Here is a 20,067-nt window from a genome sequence, read left to right on the forward strand (position 1 = left end):
GGCTGCCACACCCGGTGTGGTGCACGACGCAGGCGGCGGGCCACCCGGGAGGGTGGTGTCCCCACGAGGAGGGATGGCCACGCTCCCCGCCGCTGCCAGCATCGCGGGCATGCCGCCGTCCGTCCCCGCGCCCGCGCGCACGGGAGCGCCCGGCGTGACCGTCATCCTCGTGCCCCTGGTGGCCGACGACGACGCGCTGGCCCGCGCCGAGGCCGTGCTCGCGCCTGCCGAGCTGGCCCGCGCCCGGCGCGGCACGCCCGCCGTCCACCGGCGCCGGGTCCTGCTGCGCGCCGCCCTGCGGACCGCGCTGGCCACCGAGCTGGGGACCGACCCCCGGCACGTGCCGCTCACCACGGGCCCCACGGGTCGCCCGGAGCTGCCGGCGCACACCGGCCTGGACGCCGGCTGCTCGGCCGGCGGTGCGCTGGGCGTGGTCGCGGTGGGCCGCGGCCGCCGGATCGGCGTCGACCTGGAGCCGGTGGCTCCCTGGACGCCGGACGTCGCCGACGAGGGCTGGCTGCACCCGGCCGAGCTGCGGGCGATCGCCCTCCTGCCGCCCGCCGCCCGCCCGGTCGCGGTGACCCGCGCCTGGACCCGCAAGGAGGCCGTCCTCAAGGCCCGCGGGACCGGCCTCCGGGACGACCCGTCCGCCGTGGTCACCCCCGTCGGGCGGACCGGCGGGACGGTGGCCGGCTGGACCCTGCACGACGTGCCCGTGCCCGACGGGTGGGTGGCCAGCCTCGCGGTCGCCCCTGACGAGGGGAACCCCCGATGACGCTCGCCCCCGCCGCTCCCCAGCTCGCCTCCTTCCGGGCCCGCTGCGAGGAGGTGGCCGGCACCGCCCTGGACGCGCCCGGCGCCCTGCACGCCTTCTCGGTGCAGCGGCCCGAGGAGTTCTGGCGCACCCTGCTCGACTGGTCGGGGGTGCCGTGGTCCGGGTCCGCGGACGTCGTCCTCACCGGCACCGACGTCGAGACCGCCCGCTTCTTCCCCGGCCTGCGGCTGAACTACGCCGAGGCGCTGCTGCGCCCGCTGGACGACGCCGGGGACGACGCGCCCGCGCTCACCGCCGTGCACGCCGACCGTCCCGCCGACCGCTGGACCCGGGGCGAGCTGCGCGACGCCGTCGCGCGGACGGTGACCGCGGTGCAGCGGCTCGGGCTCGCGGCGGGCGACCGGGTCGTGCTGATCGCCGGCAACACCGGCGAGACCGCCGTCGCCGCCCTCGCCGCCGCCGCGATCGGTGCGGCGGTCTCCACCGCGGCGCCCGACATGGGCGCGGCGTCCCTGCTCGGCCGCTTCGGCCAGGTGGACCCGGCCGTGCTCGTCCTCGACCGCCGGGCGGTTGCCGACGACGTCGTGGCCGAGGTCGTCGCCGGCCTGCCGACCCTTCGCCGGGTGCTGCTGCTCGACGACGGGCCCCTGCCCGACCTCGGCCTGCCGGTGGACCGGCTGGCCGACTGCACCGCGGACGCCCAGCCCATGCACGACTGGCCGCGGCACGCCTTCGACACGCCGCTGTTCGTGATGTTCTCCTCGGGCACCACCGGCCCGCCGAAGGCGATGGTGCACGGGGCCGGCGGCACGCTGCTGGAGCACGTCAAGGAGCACCGGCTGCACGTCGACCTCGGCCCCGGCGACACCCTGTACTTCCACACCACCACCGCCTGGATGATGTGGAACTGGCAGCTGTCGGCGCTGGCCACCGGCGCCCACGTCGTCGTCTACGACGGCCCCGTCGCGGGCCCGGGGACGCTGTGGCAGCTGGCGGCCGACCACGGCGTCACCGTCTTCGGCACCAGCCCGGCCTACCTGCAGCTCGGTCAGGACGCCGGCTCCCGCCCCGCCGAGGCCGCCGACCTGTCGCGGCTGCGGGCGGTGCTCTCCACGGGCGCCGTCCTGCACGACTGGCAGTTCGACTGGGTGACCGAGGCCGTCGGCCCGGTGCCGCTGCAGTCGATCTCCGGCGGCACGGACATCATCGGCTGCTTCGTCCTCGGCGCTCCCGACCTGCCGGTCCGGCGCGGCCGCAGCCAGACCCGCAGCCTCGGCCTCGACGTCGCGGCGGTCGACGAGGACGGCCGGGAGGTCGTCGGGGCGGTCGGCGAGCTGGTCTGCCGGCGCCCCTTCCCGAGCCGCCCCGTCGGCTTCCTCCGCGACCCCGACGGCAGCCGCTTCCACGACGCCTACTTCGCCGACCATCCCGGGATGTGGACCCACGGCGACCTGATCGAGTTCGACGCCGACGGGTCCTCCCGGCTGCACGGCCGCTCGGACGGCGTCCTCAACATCGACGGCCTGCGCATCGGGCCCAGCGAGATCTACACCGTGCTCCGGCAGCTGCCCGAGATCGCCGACGCGATGGCCGTCGAGCAGCGCGACGAGAGCCGGCCCGGGGGCTCGCGCATGGTGCTGCTCGTCGTCCTGCGGCCCGGCACCCGGCTCGACGGCGGCCTGGACCGCACGATCCGGCGCACGCTGCGCCGGGAGGCGTCGGCCGCGCACGTGCCCTCGCTGGTCGTCGCGGTCGGCGACCTGCCGCTGACCCACAACGGCAAGCGCTCGGAGCGCGCCGCCCGCGACGCCGTCAACGGCGACCCGATCGCCAACGCCGTCGCGCTGAGGAACCCCGGCTGCCTGGAGGAGATCCGCCGGGCGGTCGCCGCGGCCGCCGAGGCGCCGTCCGCGCCGGAGGAGGACGACGGCCTGCTCGGCCGGGTCTCCCGCATCTGGTGCGAGGTGCTGGGCCTGCGCTCCGCCGATCCCGACGACGACTGGTCCGACCTCGGCGGCACCTCCCGCCAGGTGCTCAGCCTGCTCCGGCGGGTCCGGCTGGAGCTCGACGCCGACGTCCCGGTGCAGCGCTTCGCCGAGGACCCGACGCCGGCCGGCCTCGCCCGGGCCGCGGAGGCGGCGGCCTCCGCCACTCCGGCAGGCGTCGCCGTCCTGCGGGCCGGGGAGGGCCGCCCGGTCGTCCTCGTGCCCGACGCCTGGGGCCAGCTGAACCTCTACGCGGGGCTGGTCGACCGCCTCGCCACCCCGCGGCCGGTCGTGGGCCTGCGGCTGCCGCTGCGGGACGGCGACGGGCGGCACGGCACGGTCGAGGAGGTCGCCGCCGACGCCTTGGCGCAGGTGCGCGAGGCGCAGCCGGAGGGGCCCTACACGCTGCTCGGCTACTCCTTCGGCGGCCTGGTCGCCTACGAGGTCGCGACCCGGCTGCGGGCCGCGGGCGAGGAGGTCGGCTGCCTCGGCCTGCTCGACGCCCGCCCGCCGCAGGCGGCGCTCAGCCGCTGGGAGACCGAGCGGGTCCGCTGGGCCGGCCGCTGGGCGACGGTGCGCTCCGGTGCCGCTCTGCGGAGGGTCGTGCGCCGCCGGGAGCGGCCGTCAGCGCCCGCGCCCGTTCCCGCCGCGCCCGATGCCGAGTTGGCGTTCTTCCTCGGGACGCAGGAGGTGTCGGAGGCCTACCGGCCCGGCCGCTTCGACGGGCCGGTCGACTACTTCCTCGCCGAGGGCTCCCGGGCCGCGGCGTCCCGGACCCTGGGCGCCTGGCGGCGCAGGGTCCGGGAGCTGCGGGTGGTCGACGTCCCCGGCTACCACGGCGACCTCGACGACGAGCGGATCGGGATGCTCAGCGACCGGCACGTCGGCACGCTGGCCGCCTCCGTCTCCGCCGCCCTGGACCGGCCCTAGGAGGCCGCTGCCACCGGCTGCTCGAGCACCGCCTTCAACAGCGAGTGCAGGTGCTCGAGCAGCGCGACGTCGCGCAGCGGCGTGCGCCGGTCGGGGCCGACCGGGACCTTGAGCGACACCGTCTCGACGGCGGACTTGTACGTGGCGCCGTCGGCCATCCGGGCCAGCCGCATCTGCTGCGACTCCCGCAGCGGCACCGGCGAGACCCGGATGACCCGGCCCTGCAGCGACACCTCCGTGATGCCCAGGTGCCGCATCGCGACGCGGAAGCGCGCCACCGCCATGAGGTTGAGCACCGGCGCCGGCGGGGTGCCGTAGCGGTCGGTGAGCTCGTCGAGGACGGCCTGCGCCTGCTCGTCGTCCTGGACCGAGGCGACCTTGCGGTAGGCCTCCATCCGCAGCCGCTCGCCGGGGACGTAGTCGTGCGGGAGGTGCGCGTCGACCGGCAGGTCGACCCGGACCTCCACCGGCTCGGCGGGCGCCGTCTCGCCGCTGACCTGCGCCCGGTAGTCGGCCACCGCCTCGCCGACCAGCCGCACGTAGAGGTCGAAGCCCACGCCGGCGATGTGCCCGGACTGCTCGCCGCCGAGCAGGTTGCCCGCGCCGCGGATCTCGAGGTCCTTCATGGCCACGGCCATGCCGGCGCCGAGGTCGGTGTTGTGCGCGATCGTCGTCAGCCGGTCGACCGAGGTCTCGGTCAGCGGCCGCGACGGGTCGTAGGTGAAGTAGGCGTAGGCGCGCTCGCGGCCGCGGCCCACGCGGCCGCGGATCTGGTGCAGCTGCGAGAGGCCGAAGGTGTCGGCGCGGTCGACGATCAGGGTGTTGGCGTTGGGGATGTCCAGCCCGGACTCGACGATCGTCGTCGCGACCAGGACGTCGTACTCCTTCTCCCAGAAGCCGACCATGATCCGCTCGAGCTCGTGCTCCTTCATCTGGCCGTGGCCGACGGCGACGCGGGCCTCGGGCACCAGGCTGCGGATCTTCGCGGCGGCCTTGTCGATCGACTGCACCCGGTTGTGGATGACGAAGACCTGGCCGTCGCGCAGCAGCTCCCGGCGGATCGCGGCGGCCATCTGCTTGTCGTCCCAGGCGCCCACGTAGGTGAGCACCGGGTGCCGCTCCTCGGGCGGGGTGAGGATCGTCGACATCTCGCGGATGCCGGTGAGGCTCATCTCCAGGGTGCGCGGGATCGGGGTGGCCGACATCGACAGGACGTCGACCGCCGTCCGCATCGTCTTCAGGTACTCCTTGTGCTCGACGCCGAAGCGCTGCTCCTCGTCGACGATGACCAGCCCCAGGTCCTTGAACCGGGTGGTCGGCTGCAGCAGCCGGTGGGTGCCCACCAGGATGTCGACCTCGCCGGCGGCCAGCTCGCGCAGGATCTGCGTGGTCTCGGCGTCGGACTGGAAGCGGGAGAGCACCCGCACCTTCACCGGGAACTGGGCGACCCGCTCGGAGAAGGTCTTGACGTGCTGGTTGGCCAGCAGCGTCGTCGGCACCAGGACGGCGACCTGCTTGCCGTCCTGCACCGCCTTGAACGCCGCGCGGACGGCGATCTCGGTCTTCCCGTAGCCGACGTCGCCGCAGATGATCCGGTCCATCGGGACCGGGTTCTGCATGTCCCCCTTGACCTCGTCGATGGCGGCGAGCTGGTCGGGGGTCTCCTGGAAGGGGAAGGCGTCCTCGAGCTCGCGCTGCCAGACGGTGTCCGGACCGAAGGCGTACCCCTTGGTCGCCATGCGCGCGGAGTACAGGCGGATGAGCTCCGCGGCGATCTGCTTGACCGCCCGGCGCGCTTGGCCCTTGGTCTTCGCCCAGTCGGCGCCGCCGAGCTTGGACAGCGCCGGCTGCTCGCCGCCGACGTAGCGGGTCAGCTGGTCGAGGGCGTCGGTGGGCACGAACAGCCGGTCCGGCGGCTGGTTCCGCTTGCCCGGCGCGTACTCGACGATCAGGTAGTCGCGTTGGCCGCCGTGCACGGTGCGGCTGACCATCTCGACGTAGCGGCCGATGCCGTGCTGCTCGTGGACGACGATGTCGCCGGGCTGCAGCTGCACCAGGTCGACGGCGTTGCGGCGGCGCGCGGGCATCTTCACCGCGTCGCGCATCGTGGTGCCGCGCTGGCCGGTGAGGTCGTGCTCGGTGAGGAGCACGAGGCCCACGCCGGGCAGCGCGAAGCCGGACTCCAGGTTGCCCTGGGTGATCGAGGTGAGGCCCTCCTCGGGCGCGGACTCCACGCCGGGCACCAGCCGGACGCCGAGGTCGGCGGCGCCCAGCTGCTCGGCCGCACGCTGCGCCGGGCCGGGGCCGGCGAAGGTCAGCACGACCCGCCACCCCTCGCGGGTCCAGCCGCGCAGCGACTCGACGGCGCGGTCGACGTCGCCGGAGAAGCGCTCGACCGTGGTCGCATCGAGGGTGACGTGCGTGTCGTCGTCCTCGGTGGCCAGCGTGAAGGCGCCGGTGGTCCACCACGGCAGGCCGCGGCCGCGGGCGGCGGCCTCGACGACCTCGAGGTCCCGGAACGACGACGCCCCGAGGTCCAGCGGCGCCTCCCCCGCCTCGTCGTCAGGGGCGCTGGCGGCGGTGGCCCAGGACGCGGCGAGGAACTCGTCGGCGGTGCGGACCAGGTCCGCGGCGCGGGTGCGGACCCGCTCGGGGTCGGCGACGAGCACGTGGGTGCCGGCCGGCAGCAGGTCGGTCAGCAACTGCATGTGCTCGTCCCCGATGAGGGCCGGCGTCAGCGACTCCATGCCCTCGACGGCGATGCCCTCGGCCAGCTTGCCGAGGACCTCGATCAGGGCGGGGTGCTCGACGGCGAGCGCGGCCGCCCGCTGGCGCACCACGTCGGTGAGCAGCAGCTCGCGGCACGGCGGCGCCCACAGCCGCTCGGGGCGGTCGTCGAGGGAGCGCTGGTCGGCGGCGGAGAAGTAGCGCAGCTCGTCGACCTCGTCGCCCCAGAACTCCACGCGAACCGGGTGCGGCTCGGTGGGCGGGAAGACGTCGAGCAGGCCACCGCGGACGGCGAACTCGCCGCGCTTCTCGACCAGCTCCACGCGGGTGTACGCGGCGTCGGACAGGGCGCGGGCGACGTCGTCGAGCTCGGCGGTGTCCCCGGGCTTCAGCTCCACCGGCACCAGGTCGCCGAGGCCGGGGGCCAGGGGCTGCAGCACGCTGCGGACCGGGGCGACCAGCACGTCGATCGTGCCGTTCTGGCCGGGGTGGGTGAGGTCGCGCAGCACGGCCAGCCGGCGACCGACGGTGTCCGCCCGCGGGGAGAGCCGCTCGTGCGGCAGCGTCTCCCACGCCGGGAAGGTCTCCACGCGGCGCTCGGGCAGGAAGCACCGCAGCAGGCCCGCGGCGACGTCGGCGTCGCGTTCGCCGGCGGTGACCAGCAGGACCGGCACGCCGGCGCCCGGCGCCCGCGCCGCCAGCGCGGCGGCCACCAGCGGCTGCACCGGCGGTGGTGCGGTCACGGCGAGCTCGGCGGACCCGGCAGCGGACACCACACGGGTCACGCCGGGATCGGTGAGGACGACGTCGAGCACGCCGCGCAGACTCACGAGGGACTTCCTCCGGGATGTGTCGGCCCGCAGAGGCGCCGCCGAGTGCGGCGCCGGGCCGCATCGAGGTTAGTCCGCGGCAGGGACACTCGCCGCCGACGTCAGGGTGGCCGCCCGCCCCGCCCTCGTGGCGTGCCCGCCCGGGACGTCAGTAGGCCCCGTCGGCCCGGATGACGGCTCTGAAGGTCTTCCACAGGATCAGGAGGTCCAGCGCCAGCGACCAGTTCTCCACGTACCGGAGGTCGAGTCGCACGGCCTCCTCCCAGGTCAGGTCGCTGCGTCCGGAGACCTGCCACAGGCCGGTCAACCCCGGCTTCACCAGCAGCCGACGCCGCATCGAGCTGTCGTAGCGGGCGACCTCCTCGGGCAGCGGCGGCCGGGGCCCGACGAGGGACATGTGGCCGCGGAGGACGTTGAACAGCTGGGGCAGCTCGTCGAGCGAGTGACGCCGGAGCACCTGACCCACCCGGGTGATCCGCGGGTCGCCGGGGATCTTGAAGAGCAGACCGTCATCGTTGTGGTTCCGATCGGTCAGCTCGGCCCGTCGAGCCTCCGCGTCGGTGATCATCGTCCGGAACTTCAGCATCGTGAACGGGCGGCCCGCCTGACCGATGCGCTGCTGACGGAACAGGACGGGTCCTGCGCTGTCGAGGTGGACCGCGACGGCCAGGGCCGCGAGGACCGGGAGCGCGAGGACGACGAGCAGCCCGGCTCCGAGCCGGTCCAGCGATGCCTTGACCAGCCGCGCGGGACCGGTGAAGTGCGGTTCCTCCACGTGCACGAGCGGGAGCCCGATGAACGGCCGCACGTGCATGCGGGGGCCGGCGACCTCCATGAGACCCGGCGCGACGAGGAGCTCCACGCCCGTGCCCTCCAGATCCCAGGAGAGCTGACGCAGGTAGGCCGCGGCGGCCTCGCTGCAACTGGTGACCGCGACGACGTCGACCGCCCATGCCGAGGCTACGTCGGGGACGCGCGTGAGGTCGCCCACGACCTCCACCCCCTCGGCCCGCAGCAGTGCGGCGTGGTCCGGGTTCGGCACACAGGCCGCGACGACGGTCATCCCGCAGTGCCGCTCGCGACGCAGTTGGCGGACGAGGTCCAGTACCGCCCGCTCCCTCCCCACGGCCAGGACCGTGCGCAGGCACAGCCCTCGAGCCCGCAGGTGGTGCACGTACCGGCGGAGCAGGTGCCGGCCGACCGCGCTGACCACCACGGTCGTGGGGACGGCGAGGACCACGAGGGCCCGTGACAGCTGCCAGCCCGTCGCGTAGGAGGCGAACCCGATGGCGGCCATGCTGACCAGGCCGCCCTGCAGGATGCTGCGGAACTCCTCGTTGCCGCTGCCGATCGTCGACGCGTCGTAACCACCCTGGAGCGCCACCACCGCCACCCACACGAGGGGGAAGATCGCCACCGCGAGCTGGGTCGCCGAGCCGACGTCGGTGCCGAAGCGGATCAGGTGGGCGCACACCCCGCACAGCGCGGCGGCCAGCAGGTCTGCGGCGACGGCGGCCGCCACGTACCGGCGCACCCAGCGCAGCGGGCGGCGGCCGGCCGGCAGCGCCGAGGTGCCCGGCGGGAGTGGCTCGAGGGCTGCACTGCGGAGCGGGACCCGTTGGCCGGGTCCCGCCGGCTCTCGGACCTCGGGCATCTCCAACGCCACGTGCGCCGCCCCCCTCCTGCCAGTGATGACAGGCGCGAGCAGCGCACCAGGACGCCCCCGCGTATCCCTCGGCGGTCCGGAGCTCCCCAGGAGGGGACGGTCCACCGTGGCTGGGTCAAGCAACCAGAACGGGTGACGCAGCGCAACCCCTTCCGGCGCCGGACTCCCTGATCAGGGCCCTAAGACCCCGACCGGGGGTGAGAACGCGGTGACGGAAGGTGACGAGCTTCGATGCCCAGGCCGGAGGCCGATCACCTCGAGGGACGGTCTCCGGCCACCGGACACCCGCCCGGGCCACGTCGAGGGAGTCGCTCGGCCCGGGACGCCGAGCAGGAGGTGGCGCACCTCGACGACCCGCGCCACGACACCGCGGGGTCCGTCGAGGCCGCGTACGCGATCCGCGGGTGTCTCCGAGGGCCGCTCGGGTGGGACGGGGACGCGCGGCCGTCGGCGCGCTGGTCAAGAGGTGTGCAGATCCGCCACGCGCTGACCGCCCGCGTGGGCGTCGAGGACGGCGAGCGCGCGGCGCAGCGCGGTGCTCGAGGTGTGCATCGTGTACGGGAAGTAGTGGACCGTGACGCCGACCGTGGCCATGTCCCGCTCGAGCCGATCGCCCTTGGGCGTCCCGCGCCAGTCGTCGCCCTTGAACAGGACGTCGAAGCCGACCGCGCGCCACGCCTCGAGCTTGTCCGGCACGACCTCGGCGTGGACGTCGTCGACGAAGCGCAGGTTGCGGACGATCTCCATGCGCTCGGCCAGCGGCACGACCGGCAGCCGGCCCTTGGTCTCCAGCAGCACCTCGTCGGCGACCACGCCGGCCACCAGCCGGTCGCAGTGCGCGGCGGCGTGCCGGAGCACGTTCAGGTGCCCGATGTGGAGCAGGTCGTACGCGCCCGGCGCGTACCCGATCACCGTCATGACTCCCCCAGGACCTCGTCCGACGTCCTGGCCAGTCGACCAGCCGCGGTCACTCTGCGTCATCCCCCGGACGGGTTGACCCTGGTCGGTGACACCCGGTCGGGCGACACCGTGACGGGCGGTGAGCGTCTCCGCCGGCGGTCAGCCCCCGGCGGCGGCCGCGAAGAAGGCCAGCACGCCAGCGAGGTCGTAGTGCGACGGGTCGCCGTGCTCGCCGCGGGCGGCCACGACCTCGGCGGTGCCGCCGCCGGCGCGGACCTGCCCGGCGCACACGTCGGCGTTGCGGTCGCGGGCCACCACGGTGTCCTCGCCGGACGCCCACAGCCGCACGGGCACCCGGGGCTCGAGCCGCACCGGGGACAGCCGGCCGAGCGCCTCGTCGACGTCCGCGCCGTACGCCGCCTCGACGGACTCCGGGAAGTCGCCGTACACCGAGCCGAGGTCGCACAGCGGCGCGATGCCGGCGTAGGCGCGCAGCCCCTCGATCCGGTCCCCGGTGACCAGCTGCGCCGCGGCCAGCCCGCCCATGGACTCGGCCACGAGGAACGTCTCGCCCGTGCCGGTCAGCTGCCGGGCCGTGGCGGCCAGCGCGGCGTGGGCCTCGACGCTGGCGGCGCTGCCCCAGGCGTCCCCCTCGGCGTCTGCGGCCGCGACCGCGTAGCCGGCGGCCACGAGGCCCTGCGCCACGCCGCCGATCGCCTCGTCGTCGAGGAGTGCGGCGAGGTCGGCGCCGTACCCGTGCGCGTAGAGGACCAGCCGGCCGTTCGGGCGCTCCGGGACCAGGACGACCGCGGGCCCGCCGGCGACCTCCAGGGAGTGCACCCCCGGGTCGAGCAGCTCGCCGGGTGCAGTCCCGGCGACCGGCGCCGGTGCCGCCGGGCCAGACCCGGTCGCCACGGCGCCCGGCTCGCCACCGGACGGTGCACACGCGCCGAGGACCAGCGTCAGTGCGACGAGGACGCCTGCGCCAGGGAAGCGGCTCACCGACCGCGCCCGGTCGCCCTCACGCCGCGCATGCGCCAGGAGTGCCGGGCCAGCTTGGCGAGCAGCTGGGGCGTGCCGTCCCCGGGAGCCACGAAGAACCGCGGGATCGTGAAGCGGTCCCCCGGCAGGTAGTCCCCGGTGACGCAGGCGTGGTCGTGCCCGGCGGCGCGCACCGCGTCGGCCGCGGCCGCGTCGAAGTGGCCCCACGGGTAGGCGAACCCGGGCACGGGCGCCTGCAGGACCTCCTCGAGCACCCGCCGGCTGTCGCCGATCTGCTCGGCGAGCACGGCCGGGTCGGCTCCGCGGAGGGAGACGTGGTGCAGCGTGTGGCTGCCGACCTCGTGCCCCGCGGCGGCGATGACGCGCACGCCGTCGGCGTCCACCAGGTCCAGCCGGGGGCCGTCGTCCCACTCGTTCCGGCCGGCCAGCCGGCCGGCCACCACGTAGACGGTGCCGGTCATGCCGTGGCGGGCGAGCACCGGCGCCGCGTGCTCGAGGAAGTCGGTGTAGCCGTCGTCGAAGGTCAGCCCCACCAGGCCGGCGGCCGTGCCGCGGTCGTGGGCCTCGACCAGCTCGGCGAGGGGGACGCCGCGCAGGCCGAGCCGGCGCAGCAGCCGCAGGTGCCGGTCGAACCGGTCGGGGTGGACCCGCACGCGGTGCGGGTCCGGCTGCCCCGACGGGCTGATCGAGTGGTACATGAGCACCGGGGGGATCCGCAGCCGCACCCCGGCCGGCGGCGCATGCGGCTCGGTCGTGCTCACGCGGTCCCCAGCCGGGACATCTCGCGCCGCCAGCGCGGCAGGGCGGCCAGCACGAACCCGGCGGTGCAGACCGCGAGGAAGCCGTAGCCGGCGAGGAACGCCGGTGCCGAGCCGAGGAGCACGAACACCAGGCACAGCACGCCGTAGTCCGTCGGCAGGACGACCAGCGAGCGGACGACGCTGGCCCGGCCCGCCCGGGGCTGGGCGCGGGTCGGGACGCCATGGGCGGTCCGCAGCGCCTCGTTGAGGAGCATGGCGGAGAAGTAGACGACGTCGGCGACCACGAACGCGACGGGCACCAGCAGCCAGCCGGAGCCGACCTCGCCCTGGCGGAAGAGCCCCACGAGGACGGCGAGGTGGATCGAGACGGTCTTCGCCGCGTCCACCATGTGGTCCAGCCACTCCCCCGCCGGTGTGCCCCCGCCGCGCAGCCGGGCCAGTTGCCCGTCGGCGGAGTCCAGCGCGTAGCCGAGGGCGAGGCCGAGGGCGACGAGCACCCCGACCCACCAGGTGTGCGGCGCGAGGGCGACAGTGGCGATCGCGGAGAAGGAGAAGACGGCGCTCGTGGCGGTCACGGCGTCGGGCGTCATCCCGCGGTGGAAGGCCAGCGCCGCCAGGACGCGGCCGGCCGGGCGGTTGACGAAGCGGCTGTAGGCCGGGGCCCCGTGGGCGCCCTTCTGCGCCGCGGCCAGCCGGCGCACCGTGTGGCGCAGCGTCTCGGCGGGAGCCGGCCGCGACGGGGGCCGGGTCGGGGTCGCGGGCGGCGCGGGTGCGTCCGCGACCGCCACGTCGTCCTGCAGCACGGGTCCTCCGGGGGTGTCGGTGCGGCCCACTCGGGCGGACCGGCCCGTCGAGTGTCGCCGCCGGCGCGCCCACCGACGGGGGTCCCGGGTGCCGGTCTCACCCCGACGGGTGGAGCGTCCGCACCCGTGCGCGGCGAGCCTCCCCCGAAGGGGTCAGAGGGCGTGGTCGCTGCCCCCGGGCCGGACCTAGCGTCCGCTCGCAGCCACCGATCCGGCTGTGACGCCGCGGTCACCGAGCGCGGCCGCCACCGGCCGCAGAACACCTGGAGCCTCCGTGGGAAGACCGCGCACCGGCCGCGTCGTGGCCGTGCACCCGCATGCCGACCTGTACGGCAGCGACCGGATGTTCCTCGAGAGCCTCGGCCCGCTGGGACCCGACGTCCTGGCCGTGCTGTCCACCTCCGGTCCGCTGGTGGAGGCCGTCCGCGCCCGGGGGGTCGAGGTCCTGGTGAAGGACTTCCCCGTCCTGCGCAAGGTGGAGCTCCGGGACCCCCGCAAGGCCGTCGTCTTCCTCCGGCGCTTCCTCTCCTCGGTGGGGACGCTCGCGGCCTGGCTGCGGGAGCAGGACGCCTCCGTGCTCTACGTCAGCACCGTCACCGCACCCGAGTGGCTGCTGGCCGGCCGGCTCGCAGGAGTCCGCGTCGTGTGCCACGTCCACGAGAGCATGCCGATGTCGCGGCCGGCCAGTGCGCTGCTGTTGTCCCCTCTGCTCGCCGCCGACCTGGTGGTCGCCAACAGCGGCGACACCCAGGCCTGGATCCGGGCCTCCCTCGGAGAACGCGTCGCCCGGCGCACCTGCGTCGTCCACAACGGCGTGCGCGAGCCGGCGTCCCCCGCCGCCGCCCCGTCCCCCGGCCGCCCGCGCAGCCTCGTCGTGGTCGGCCGACTGTCCGTCATCAAGGGCCAGGACACGGCCGTCCGCGCGACCGCGCTGGTCCGGCAGGCCGGTCACGACGTCACCCTCACGCTCGTCGGGGACTGCTACCCCGGCTACGAGGCCGTCGAGGACGGGTTGCGCGACCTCGCCGTCCGGGAGCGGGTCGACGACGTCACCGTGTTCACCGGGTTCCGGGACCCCGCGCCGATCGTGGCCGGCGCCGACGTGGTGCTCGTGCCCTCGCGCGTCGAGTCCTTCGGGCTGGTGGCGGTCGAGGCCCTGCTGCTGGGCCGGCCGGTGGTCGCCACGCGGATCGGCGGGCTCCCCGAGGTGCTCCGCGACGGCGAGACCGGGCTGCTCGTCCCCGTCGACGACCCGCGGGCCCTGGCCGACGCGGTGATGCGGCTGCTGCAGGACCCGCAGCTGGCCGCGGCCCTGGGCGCGGCCGGCCGCGCCGACGCCCGCGCCCGCTTCTCCATGACGGCGTTCACGGCGGCCCTGGCCGACGCCGTCCTGCCGGGCCCGGCCGGGGGCCTGCCCACCGCCGCCTGACGAACGACCACCCTTCCCCCCCACCCCTCGCACGCTCGGCGCGGGCCCCTGGAGGGTGGCCGCCCTCAGCTGACCGCGCGCACCAGCCGGTCGACGGCGTCCCCGAGCATCGCGAAGCACCGGCGGTACTCCTCGAGGGGACGGCGGTGCGGGTCGGGCACCTCGGCAGGCGCCGCACCGGGCACGCGGTGGCGGCCGGCCAACCCGGGCAGCGCCGCCAGCCGTGCTGCGGCAGAGGGGGCCACGTCGGCCGGCCAGCCCGCGGCGGCCGCGGCCTCGGCGATCTGCACCGCGTCGGTGAGCAGGAAGGTGCGGCGCAGCGCCGCCGGCGCGAGCTGCACCACCGCCGCCCGGTGCTCCCTGGTCATCGCCAGGACGAGCCCGGCCTGCCGGAGGTCGGCGGGGCTCAGCTCCCGGGACCCCGAGGGCCCGGCCGGGACGCCCGCGGCCTCCAGCAGCGCCGCCATCGGCGGGTCGACCGGCATCCCGGCGCGGGCGCGGGTACCGGCGCTGGCCACCGTCACACCGGAGCCGGCCAGGCGCCGGGCCAGGAGCCGCTCGGCCACGGGCGAGCGGCAGACGTTCGCGGTGCAGACGACGAGGACGGTGACCCCGGCGGGGTCACCGTCCTCGTCGTGCGGTCGGGACGACGGCATCGCTACCCGCGGCCCACCGGCGTCGCGTCCCGCGGGCTCCGGGCCAGCGGAGCCCGCCAGGACGTGGCCGGGACCTGCTCGGCCGGCTCCTGCGTCGACTCGTAGCCGTAGGTGTCGCTCGACCGCTGGCGGACGTGGGTGAGGACGACGCCGACCACGCGGGCGTCCAGCCGGCGCAGCAGAGCCAGGGACGAGGTGAGCGCCGGGCGCCGGATGCGGCTGGTGTCGGCGACCACCATCGTCCCGGAGACGATCCGGGCCAGGACGGCGGAGTCGGTGACCGGCAGCAGGGGCGCGCCGTCGATCAGCACGACGTCGTGGGTCTCCTGGAGCCGGGCGAGGACGTCGGCCATCGCCGGCGAGGCCAGCAGCTCGCTGGGGTTGGGCGGCAGCGGGCCCGTCGTCAGCACGTGCAGGCCGGCGCTGCCCCACTCCTGCAGGACGTCGTCGAGCCCGGCCTGGCCGATGAGCACGGTGGTGAGGCCCGCGGCGCCCTCGAGACCGAAGGTGTCGGCCACGGAGGGACGGCGGAGGTCGGCGTCGACCAGCGCGACCCGCAGGCCGGCGTCGGCGAGGGCGAGGGCGAGGTTGGCCGCGACGGTGGACTTGCCCTCGCCGGAGTGCGACGAGGTCACCAGCAGGGACAGCGGCCGGCCCGGCTGGGCGGAGAACTGGACGGCGGTGCGCAGCGAGCGGACGGCCTCGGCCGCGGGGCTGCGCGGCGCGGTGAGGACGACGAGGTCGCGGCTCCGGCCCCGCCCCGGCGGGGTGTCCAGCGCGGCCAGCAGCGGGAGGTCCGTCACGCGGGGGAGGTCCTCGGCAGTGCGGACGCGGGTGTCGGTGAGGTCGCGGGCCAGCCCGGCGGCGATGCCCAGCACCAGCCCGGCGAGCAGGCCGATGGCGAGGTTCAGCGTGGTCCGCGGCGCACTCGGCGCGGTCGGGGCCACGGCCGGCGACACCGTCGTGCCCCGGACGGTCGGCTGGCCCTCGGCGGTGGCCGGTGCGAGGTCGGCCACCGTCTCCACGAGCTGCCCGGTGACGGCGTTGGTCAGCACCGCGGCACGCTCCGGGGAGGCGTCGGAGACGCGGACCTGCAGGACCACGGTCCCGGCCATGACCTCGGTGGAGACGCTGCCGGCCAGGCGGCGGGCGGTCGTGTCCAGCCCGAGCTCGTCGATGACCGGGTCGAGCACGGTCGGCGTGGTGGCCAGCATCGCGTAGGAGGCGACCTGGTTCTGCGCGAACGCCGAGCCCTGGACGAGGTCGTCGGCGGAGTCGCCGAAGCTCAGCGAGAAGAAGACGCTGCTGCTGGCCTCGTAGGACTTCGGGGTGGTCAGCGAGACGGCACCGGCCACGGCCAGGCCGGTCAGCGCGAGCGCGACCACCCACCGCCAGCGGCGTCGCAGCATCTGCAGGAACTCGTGCAGGTCCATCAGCTCTCCCCGTGCGTGCGCACACCGATCGGCCGGGCCCCGCGGGTCGTCGGCGGCGCCGGTGCGGTGACCAACGGCCACCTCCGGCGCAAGTTACCGAGACGGGACCGTCCCGGGACCCCGTCCGGACCGGGGCTGACCCGAACGGGGTGTCCCGGCCCTCCGGCCGCCGTACCCGAGCGGGCCGGCGGGCGGCCTGCCACTTCCGGGTGGGGGCGTCCCGCGCTCCGGCTGCGCAGCGCCGCGGCGGCCGCACACTCCGTCCGTGAGCACAGGGGACGGCGACGCGCGCCGGGCTGGGTCCGACGGCGACGTCCGGAGCCCGCTGCTGACGCGGCCGGGGACGGTGCTGCTCGCCGTGGTGGCGGTCTGGAGCGCGGTCCCCTCGGTCGTGGCGCCGCCCAAGCTCACCTGGGGACTGCTGACGCTGCTCCTGGGCGCCGTGGCCGTGGTGCTGGTCCGGCACGCGCGCCGGCTGCGCTGGACGACCCCGGTGACGCTGCTGACGGTGGTGCTGCTCTGCGCCACCGTGTCCGCCGTCCGCTCCGCCACCCTCGACGAGCTGGTCACCGGGACGCTGACGGCGGCGCTGCTCGTCGGCTGCGCCCTGCTGGCGGGCAACTGCGACCCCGCCGACGTCCGGCTGCTCGCCCGCGGCCTGGTGCTGCTGGCGCTGGCCGAGCTCGCGGTGGCCCTCGCCGGCGTCCTGCTCGGGGTGCCCGCCCCGTTCGGGTACCTCGGCATCCCGGGGACGACGTTCGGCGTGAACGACCTGGTCCCGGCCCTCGGCGGCAGGTCCACGGGCTCGATGGCCCACCCCATCCCGTTCGGGACGCTGATGGCCCTGGCGGTCGCCCTGTGCCTCACCTCGCTCACCCGCTGGCCGCTGCTCGTCCGCGCGGTCGCGGGGGCGGCGGCCTGCTACGGCCTGGCCCTGTCGGGGAGCCGGAGCGCCGCGCTCGTCCTGTGCGTCGCCACCGTGGTCGCCGTCCTCACCCCGCGGGCGCTGCGGATCGGCGCGGCCGCCCGCGTGGCGGTGGTGCTCGTCCTCGCCGCGGCGGTGCTCGCCCTGCAGGACACCCGGCTGTCGGTGGTGACCAGCCTGGAGGGCACCGGCTCGCTGACGCACCGGCTGGGCGCCCTGGACGCCCTCGGCCGGCTGTTCGACCGTCCCGTGGCGGAGACCCTCCTCGGCAGCGGCACCGGGTCGCTGGACGACCTGTTCGCCGCCGGCCTGCTGCAGCACGACGGCTTCCTCACCGTCGACAACCAGCTCGTGACCACCTTCGCCCTCTCCGGGCTGGTCGGCCTCGCCGCGCTGCTGGCGCTGGTCGCCGTCGGCCTGCTGCGCGGCGTCCCCGAGGTGCGCCCGGCGGCCCTCCTCCTCGTCGGCATGGTGATGTCGTTCGACCTGCTGGAGTGGAACGCCACGGCGGTGCTCTTCGTCGCGCTCGTCCTGCTCGGCTCGGCCCGCCGCCCGGCCGACGCACCGCCGCCGGGCGAGGCCGCCCCGCTCGGCGTGCCGGCCGCGGCGGCCCGGCCGTGACCGCGACCGAGGCCCCGCGGCCGCCCGGGGCGCAGCCGCGCGCCGCGCGGGCCGCCGGGGTGACGCTGGTGGGTCAGGCGCTGCGCATCGTCGTGCAGTTCGGCTCGATCCTGCTGCTGGCGCGGCTCCTGCTGCCGGAGGACTACGGCCTGCTGGCCATCGTGCTCGTCGTCGTCGGCATCGGGGAGATCATCCGCGACTTCGGCCTGAGCACCGCCGCGATCCGCGCGCCGGAGCTGTCGGAGGACACCCGCGACGCGCTGTTCTGGATCAACACGGCCATCGGCGCGCTCCTCTGCCTCGTCGTCGTCGCCTGCTCCGGGCTGCTGGCCGACCTGTTCGACCGCCCGCCGCTGACCGCGATCGCCTGCGCCCTCGCCGGCACGTTCGTGCTCAACGGGATGGCGACCCAGTACCGGGTCACCCTGACCCGCGAGATGCGGTTCCGGCCCCTGGTGACCGCCGACGTCGTCGCCCAGACCGGCGCGGCGGCCGTCGCGATCGCCCTGGCCGCGCTGGGTGCCGGGTACTGGGCTCTGGTCGCCCAGCAGCTGGTGCAGTCCGTGCTCGTACTCGTCCTCGTCGCCGTCCCGGCGCGGTGGCTGCCGGGGCGCCCGCGCCGTACGCCCGGCCTGCGCCCGTTCCTGACGCTGGGCCTGAACCTGGTGGGCACCCAGCTGGTCAACTACGCCGGCAACAACGTCGACACCGTCACCATCGGCCTGCGCTTCGACGCGGCCGCACTCGGGCTCTACAACCGCGGCTTCCAGCTGCTGATGACCCCGCTGAACCAGCTGCGGTCCCCCGCCACGACCGTCGCCCTGCCGGTGCTGTCCCGGCTGCAGGACGACCGCGAGCGCTTCGACGAGTACCTGCGGCGCGGGCAGCTGGCCCTCGGCTTCCCCATCGTCGTCTCGCTCGGCGTCGTGGCGGGTGCGGCCGAGCCGCTGGTCGAGCTGCTGCTGGGGCCGCGCTGGTCGGGCGTGACGCCCGTCCTCGCGCTGCTGGCCGTGGCCGCGGCGTCGCAGACGCTGGCCTTCGTCGGCCTGTGGACCTACCTCTCGCGCGGCCTGGGCGCCGAGCTGTTCCGCTACACGGTGGGCACCTCGGTGCTGCGCCTGGCCTGCGTCCTGACCGGCAGCGACTGGGGCGTCGTCGGGGTGGCCGCCGGCTACGCGCTGGCGGCCTGCCTCGAGTGGCCGCTGTCGCTGTGGTGGCTCTCGCGCATCACCGACTTCCCCGGGCGGACGCTCCTGGCCGGCGCGCTGCGGGTCCTCGCCTGCGCGGTCCCGGCCGGGCTCGCCGCCTGGCTGGTCCCGCTGGCCGCCGGCGCGCTGCCCACCGCGGTCGCCCTCCTGCTGGCCGTGCTCGCCGGTGCCGCGGTCGTGGCCCTGGCGGCCACCGTCTCGCGCACGATCCGGGCCGACCTCGCCGGCGTGCTCGCCTTCGGCCGCTCGATGGTGCGGCGGTGACCGCCCGCCCGGCGGCGGTGACCGTCCCCGTCCCGACCGACTCCACACCGACCGAGGAGGACCCCGCGGCCATGAGCGCCGACGTCCCGGCGGCCGCGCCCCGGCCGTTCACCGTCCTGCAGTCCTTCCCCGAGCCGCGGGAGACCACCAACCCCTACGTCGTGATGCTGCGGGACGCGCTGGACGCCGTCCCCGGCACGCGGGTGCTGACCTTCTCCTGGCGTCGGGCGCTGACCGCGCACTACGACGCCTTCCACGCCCACTGGCCGGAGATCCTCGTCGACGGCAACGGCCCGCTGAAGAAGGCCGTCCGCCAGGGCCTGTTCGTGCTCTTCCTGCTCCGGCTGCGAGCGACCCGCACGCCGCTGGTGCGCACGGTGCACAACCTCGAGCTGCCCGAGGGCATCTCACGCCGCGAGCGGGTGCTGCTGCGGTGGGCCGAGCGCGCGACGGCGTCGCGGATCCGGATCAACGAGAGCACCGAGCTCGACGCCGGCACGCCCGTCGAGACGATCGTGCACGGCCACTACCGCGACTGGTACGCGCCGCACCCCCGCCGGGAGCGCCGTCCCGGCCGCCTGGCCTTCGTCGGCCAGGTGCGCCGCTACAAGGGCGTCGACGCGCTGGTGGAGGCCTTCGGTGAGACCACCGACGACGGGCTCAGCCTGCGGATCGCCGGCCGGCCGACGTCGGAGGAGCTGGCCGCGCACCTGCGGGACGCCGCCGCGGCCGACCCCCGGATCAGCCTGTCCCTGGGCTTCGTCCCGGACGCCGACCTGGTCGGTGAGGTGTCCGAGGCCGAGCTCGTGGTGCTGCCCTACCGGGAGATGCACAACTCCGGCGGGGCGCTGGCCGCGCTCTCCCTCGGCACCCCGGTCCTCGTGCCGGACAACGCGGCGAACCGCCGGCTGGCCGAGGAGGTCGGCGACGGCTGGGTGCACACGTACACGCCGCCGCTCACCGGCGCCGACCTGACCGGCACGCTGGCCCGGCTGCGCGCCGCTCCCCCGGCGGCCGCGCCGGACCTGTCCCGGCGAGAGTGGGCCGACGCCGGGCGCGCGCACGTGGCCGCCTACCGCAGGGCGCGGGCGGCGCTGCGCCGCTGACCGCGGCGCCCGCCCCCGGGAGCACCGCACCCCGGTGGTGCCGGAC

Annotated in this window: 14 protein-coding genes; 6 read left to right on the forward strand and 8 right to left on the reverse strand. The window is 76.0% G+C overall.

The genetic code is table 11. The features are described 5' to 3' along the window. The first annotated feature begins 73 nt into the window (after positions 1-73). Both BM414_RS12065 and BM414_RS12070 read left to right on the forward strand, forming a co-directional pair. The gene (locus tag BM414_RS12065; RefSeq protein ID WP_093579680.1) at positions 74-775 is read left to right on the forward strand and encodes a 4'-phosphopantetheinyl transferase family protein; all 702 of its coding nucleotides are present in this window, start codon (positions 74-76) and stop codon (positions 773-775) included. After that, on the forward strand, positions 772-3,690 hold the full coding sequence (locus BM414_RS12070) for an acetoacetate--CoA ligase (protein ID WP_093579681.1): 2,919 nt from the start codon (positions 772-774) through the stop codon (positions 3,688-3,690). Before BM414_RS12065 ends, BM414_RS12070 begins: the two co-directional genes overlap by 4 nt. Here the strand turns inward: BM414_RS12070 and mfd are convergent. The 6 genes from mfd to BM414_RS12100 all read right to left on the reverse strand — a co-directional run bounded on the left by mfd (position 3,687) and on the right by BM414_RS12100 (position 12,379). Then, positions 3,687-7,247 carry a transcription-repair coupling factor gene (gene mfd / locus BM414_RS12075; protein ID WP_093579682.1) on the reverse strand — a complete coding sequence of 1,187 codons (3,561 nt, stop codon included), beginning with the start codon at positions 7,245-7,247 and terminating at the stop codon, positions 3,687-3,689. The two genes, BM414_RS12070 and mfd, sit on opposite strands and share 4 nt — an antisense overlap. Positions 7,248-7,395: 148 nt before the next feature. Continuing rightward, positions 7,396-8,901, reverse strand: coding sequence for a sugar transferase (locus tag BM414_RS12080; RefSeq protein ID WP_093579683.1), 1,506 nt, complete (start codon positions 8,899-8,901; stop codon positions 7,396-7,398). 471 nt (positions 8,902-9,372) lie between these two features. Then, complete coding sequence (locus BM414_RS12085) at positions 9,373-9,831, reverse strand: FAD synthase family protein (protein WP_093579684.1); 459 nt, start codon at positions 9,829-9,831, stop codon at positions 9,373-9,375. 141 nt (positions 9,832-9,972) lie between these two features. Continuing rightward, the gene (locus BM414_RS12090) at positions 9,973-10,815 is read right to left on the reverse strand and encodes a hypothetical protein (RefSeq protein ID WP_093579685.1); all 843 of its coding nucleotides are present in this window, start codon (positions 10,813-10,815) and stop codon (positions 9,973-9,975) included. Continuing rightward, a complete protein-coding gene (locus BM414_RS12095; RefSeq protein WP_093579686.1) occupies positions 10,812-11,576 on the reverse strand; it encodes a polysaccharide deacetylase family protein in 765 nt (254 codons plus the stop codon). The genes BM414_RS12090 and BM414_RS12095 overlap by 4 nt, the downstream gene beginning before the upstream one ends. Beyond that, positions 11,573-12,379: a CDP-alcohol phosphatidyltransferase family protein gene (locus tag BM414_RS12100; RefSeq protein WP_245784659.1), complete on the reverse strand. Its 807-nt coding sequence runs from the start codon at positions 12,377-12,379 to the stop codon at positions 11,573-11,575. Before BM414_RS12100 ends, BM414_RS12095 begins: the two co-directional genes overlap by 4 nt. Before the next feature lie 274 nt (positions 12,380-12,653). On the opposite strand from BM414_RS12100, the gene BM414_RS12105 reads away from it, so the two are divergent. Further along, on the forward strand, positions 12,654-13,808 hold the full coding sequence (locus BM414_RS12105) for a glycosyltransferase (protein ID WP_139245828.1): 1,155 nt from the start codon (positions 12,654-12,656) through the stop codon (positions 13,806-13,808). 65 nt (positions 13,809-13,873) lie between these two features. Here BM414_RS12105 and BM414_RS12110 read toward each other — a convergent pair whose 3' ends face one another. Both BM414_RS12110 and BM414_RS12115 read right to left on the reverse strand, forming a co-directional pair. Then, on the reverse strand, positions 13,874-14,464 hold the full coding sequence (locus BM414_RS12110; protein ID WP_093579688.1) for an arsenate reductase/protein-tyrosine-phosphatase family protein: 591 nt from the start codon (positions 14,462-14,464) through the stop codon (positions 13,874-13,876). Positions 14,465-14,466: 2 nt separating this feature from the next. After that, positions 14,467-15,897 (reverse strand): tyrosine-protein kinase domain-containing protein, encoded by a 1,431-nt coding sequence (locus BM414_RS12115; RefSeq protein WP_093579689.1) that lies wholly within the window; start codon positions 15,895-15,897, stop codon positions 14,467-14,469. A gap of 265 nt (positions 15,898-16,162) precedes the next feature. Here BM414_RS12115 and BM414_RS12120 point away from each other — a divergent pair, with 265 nt between their 5' ends. Genes BM414_RS12120 through BM414_RS12130 form a run of 3 tightly spaced genes read left to right on the forward strand, consistent with a single transcriptional unit; the run spans position 16,163 to position 20,021 of the window. After that, complete coding sequence (locus BM414_RS12120) at positions 16,163-17,443, forward strand: hypothetical protein (protein WP_093579690.1); 1,281 nt, start codon at positions 16,163-16,165, stop codon at positions 17,441-17,443. After that, entirely contained in the window at positions 17,440-18,915 is a 1,476-nt protein-coding gene (locus tag BM414_RS12125) for a lipopolysaccharide biosynthesis protein (protein WP_093579691.1), read from the forward strand. Before BM414_RS12120 ends, BM414_RS12125 begins: the two co-directional genes overlap by 4 nt. Continuing rightward, the gene (locus BM414_RS12130) at positions 18,912-20,021 is read left to right on the forward strand and encodes a glycosyltransferase (RefSeq protein WP_217644687.1); all 1,110 of its coding nucleotides are present in this window, start codon (positions 18,912-18,914) and stop codon (positions 20,019-20,021) included. The genes BM414_RS12125 and BM414_RS12130 overlap by 4 nt, the downstream gene beginning before the upstream one ends. Positions 20,022-20,067 lie beyond the last annotated feature (46 nt).

Source organism: Geodermatophilus amargosae, from assembly GCF_900116515.1.
Classification (GTDB): Bacteria; Actinomycetota; Actinomycetes; order Mycobacteriales; family Geodermatophilaceae; genus Geodermatophilus; species Geodermatophilus amargosae.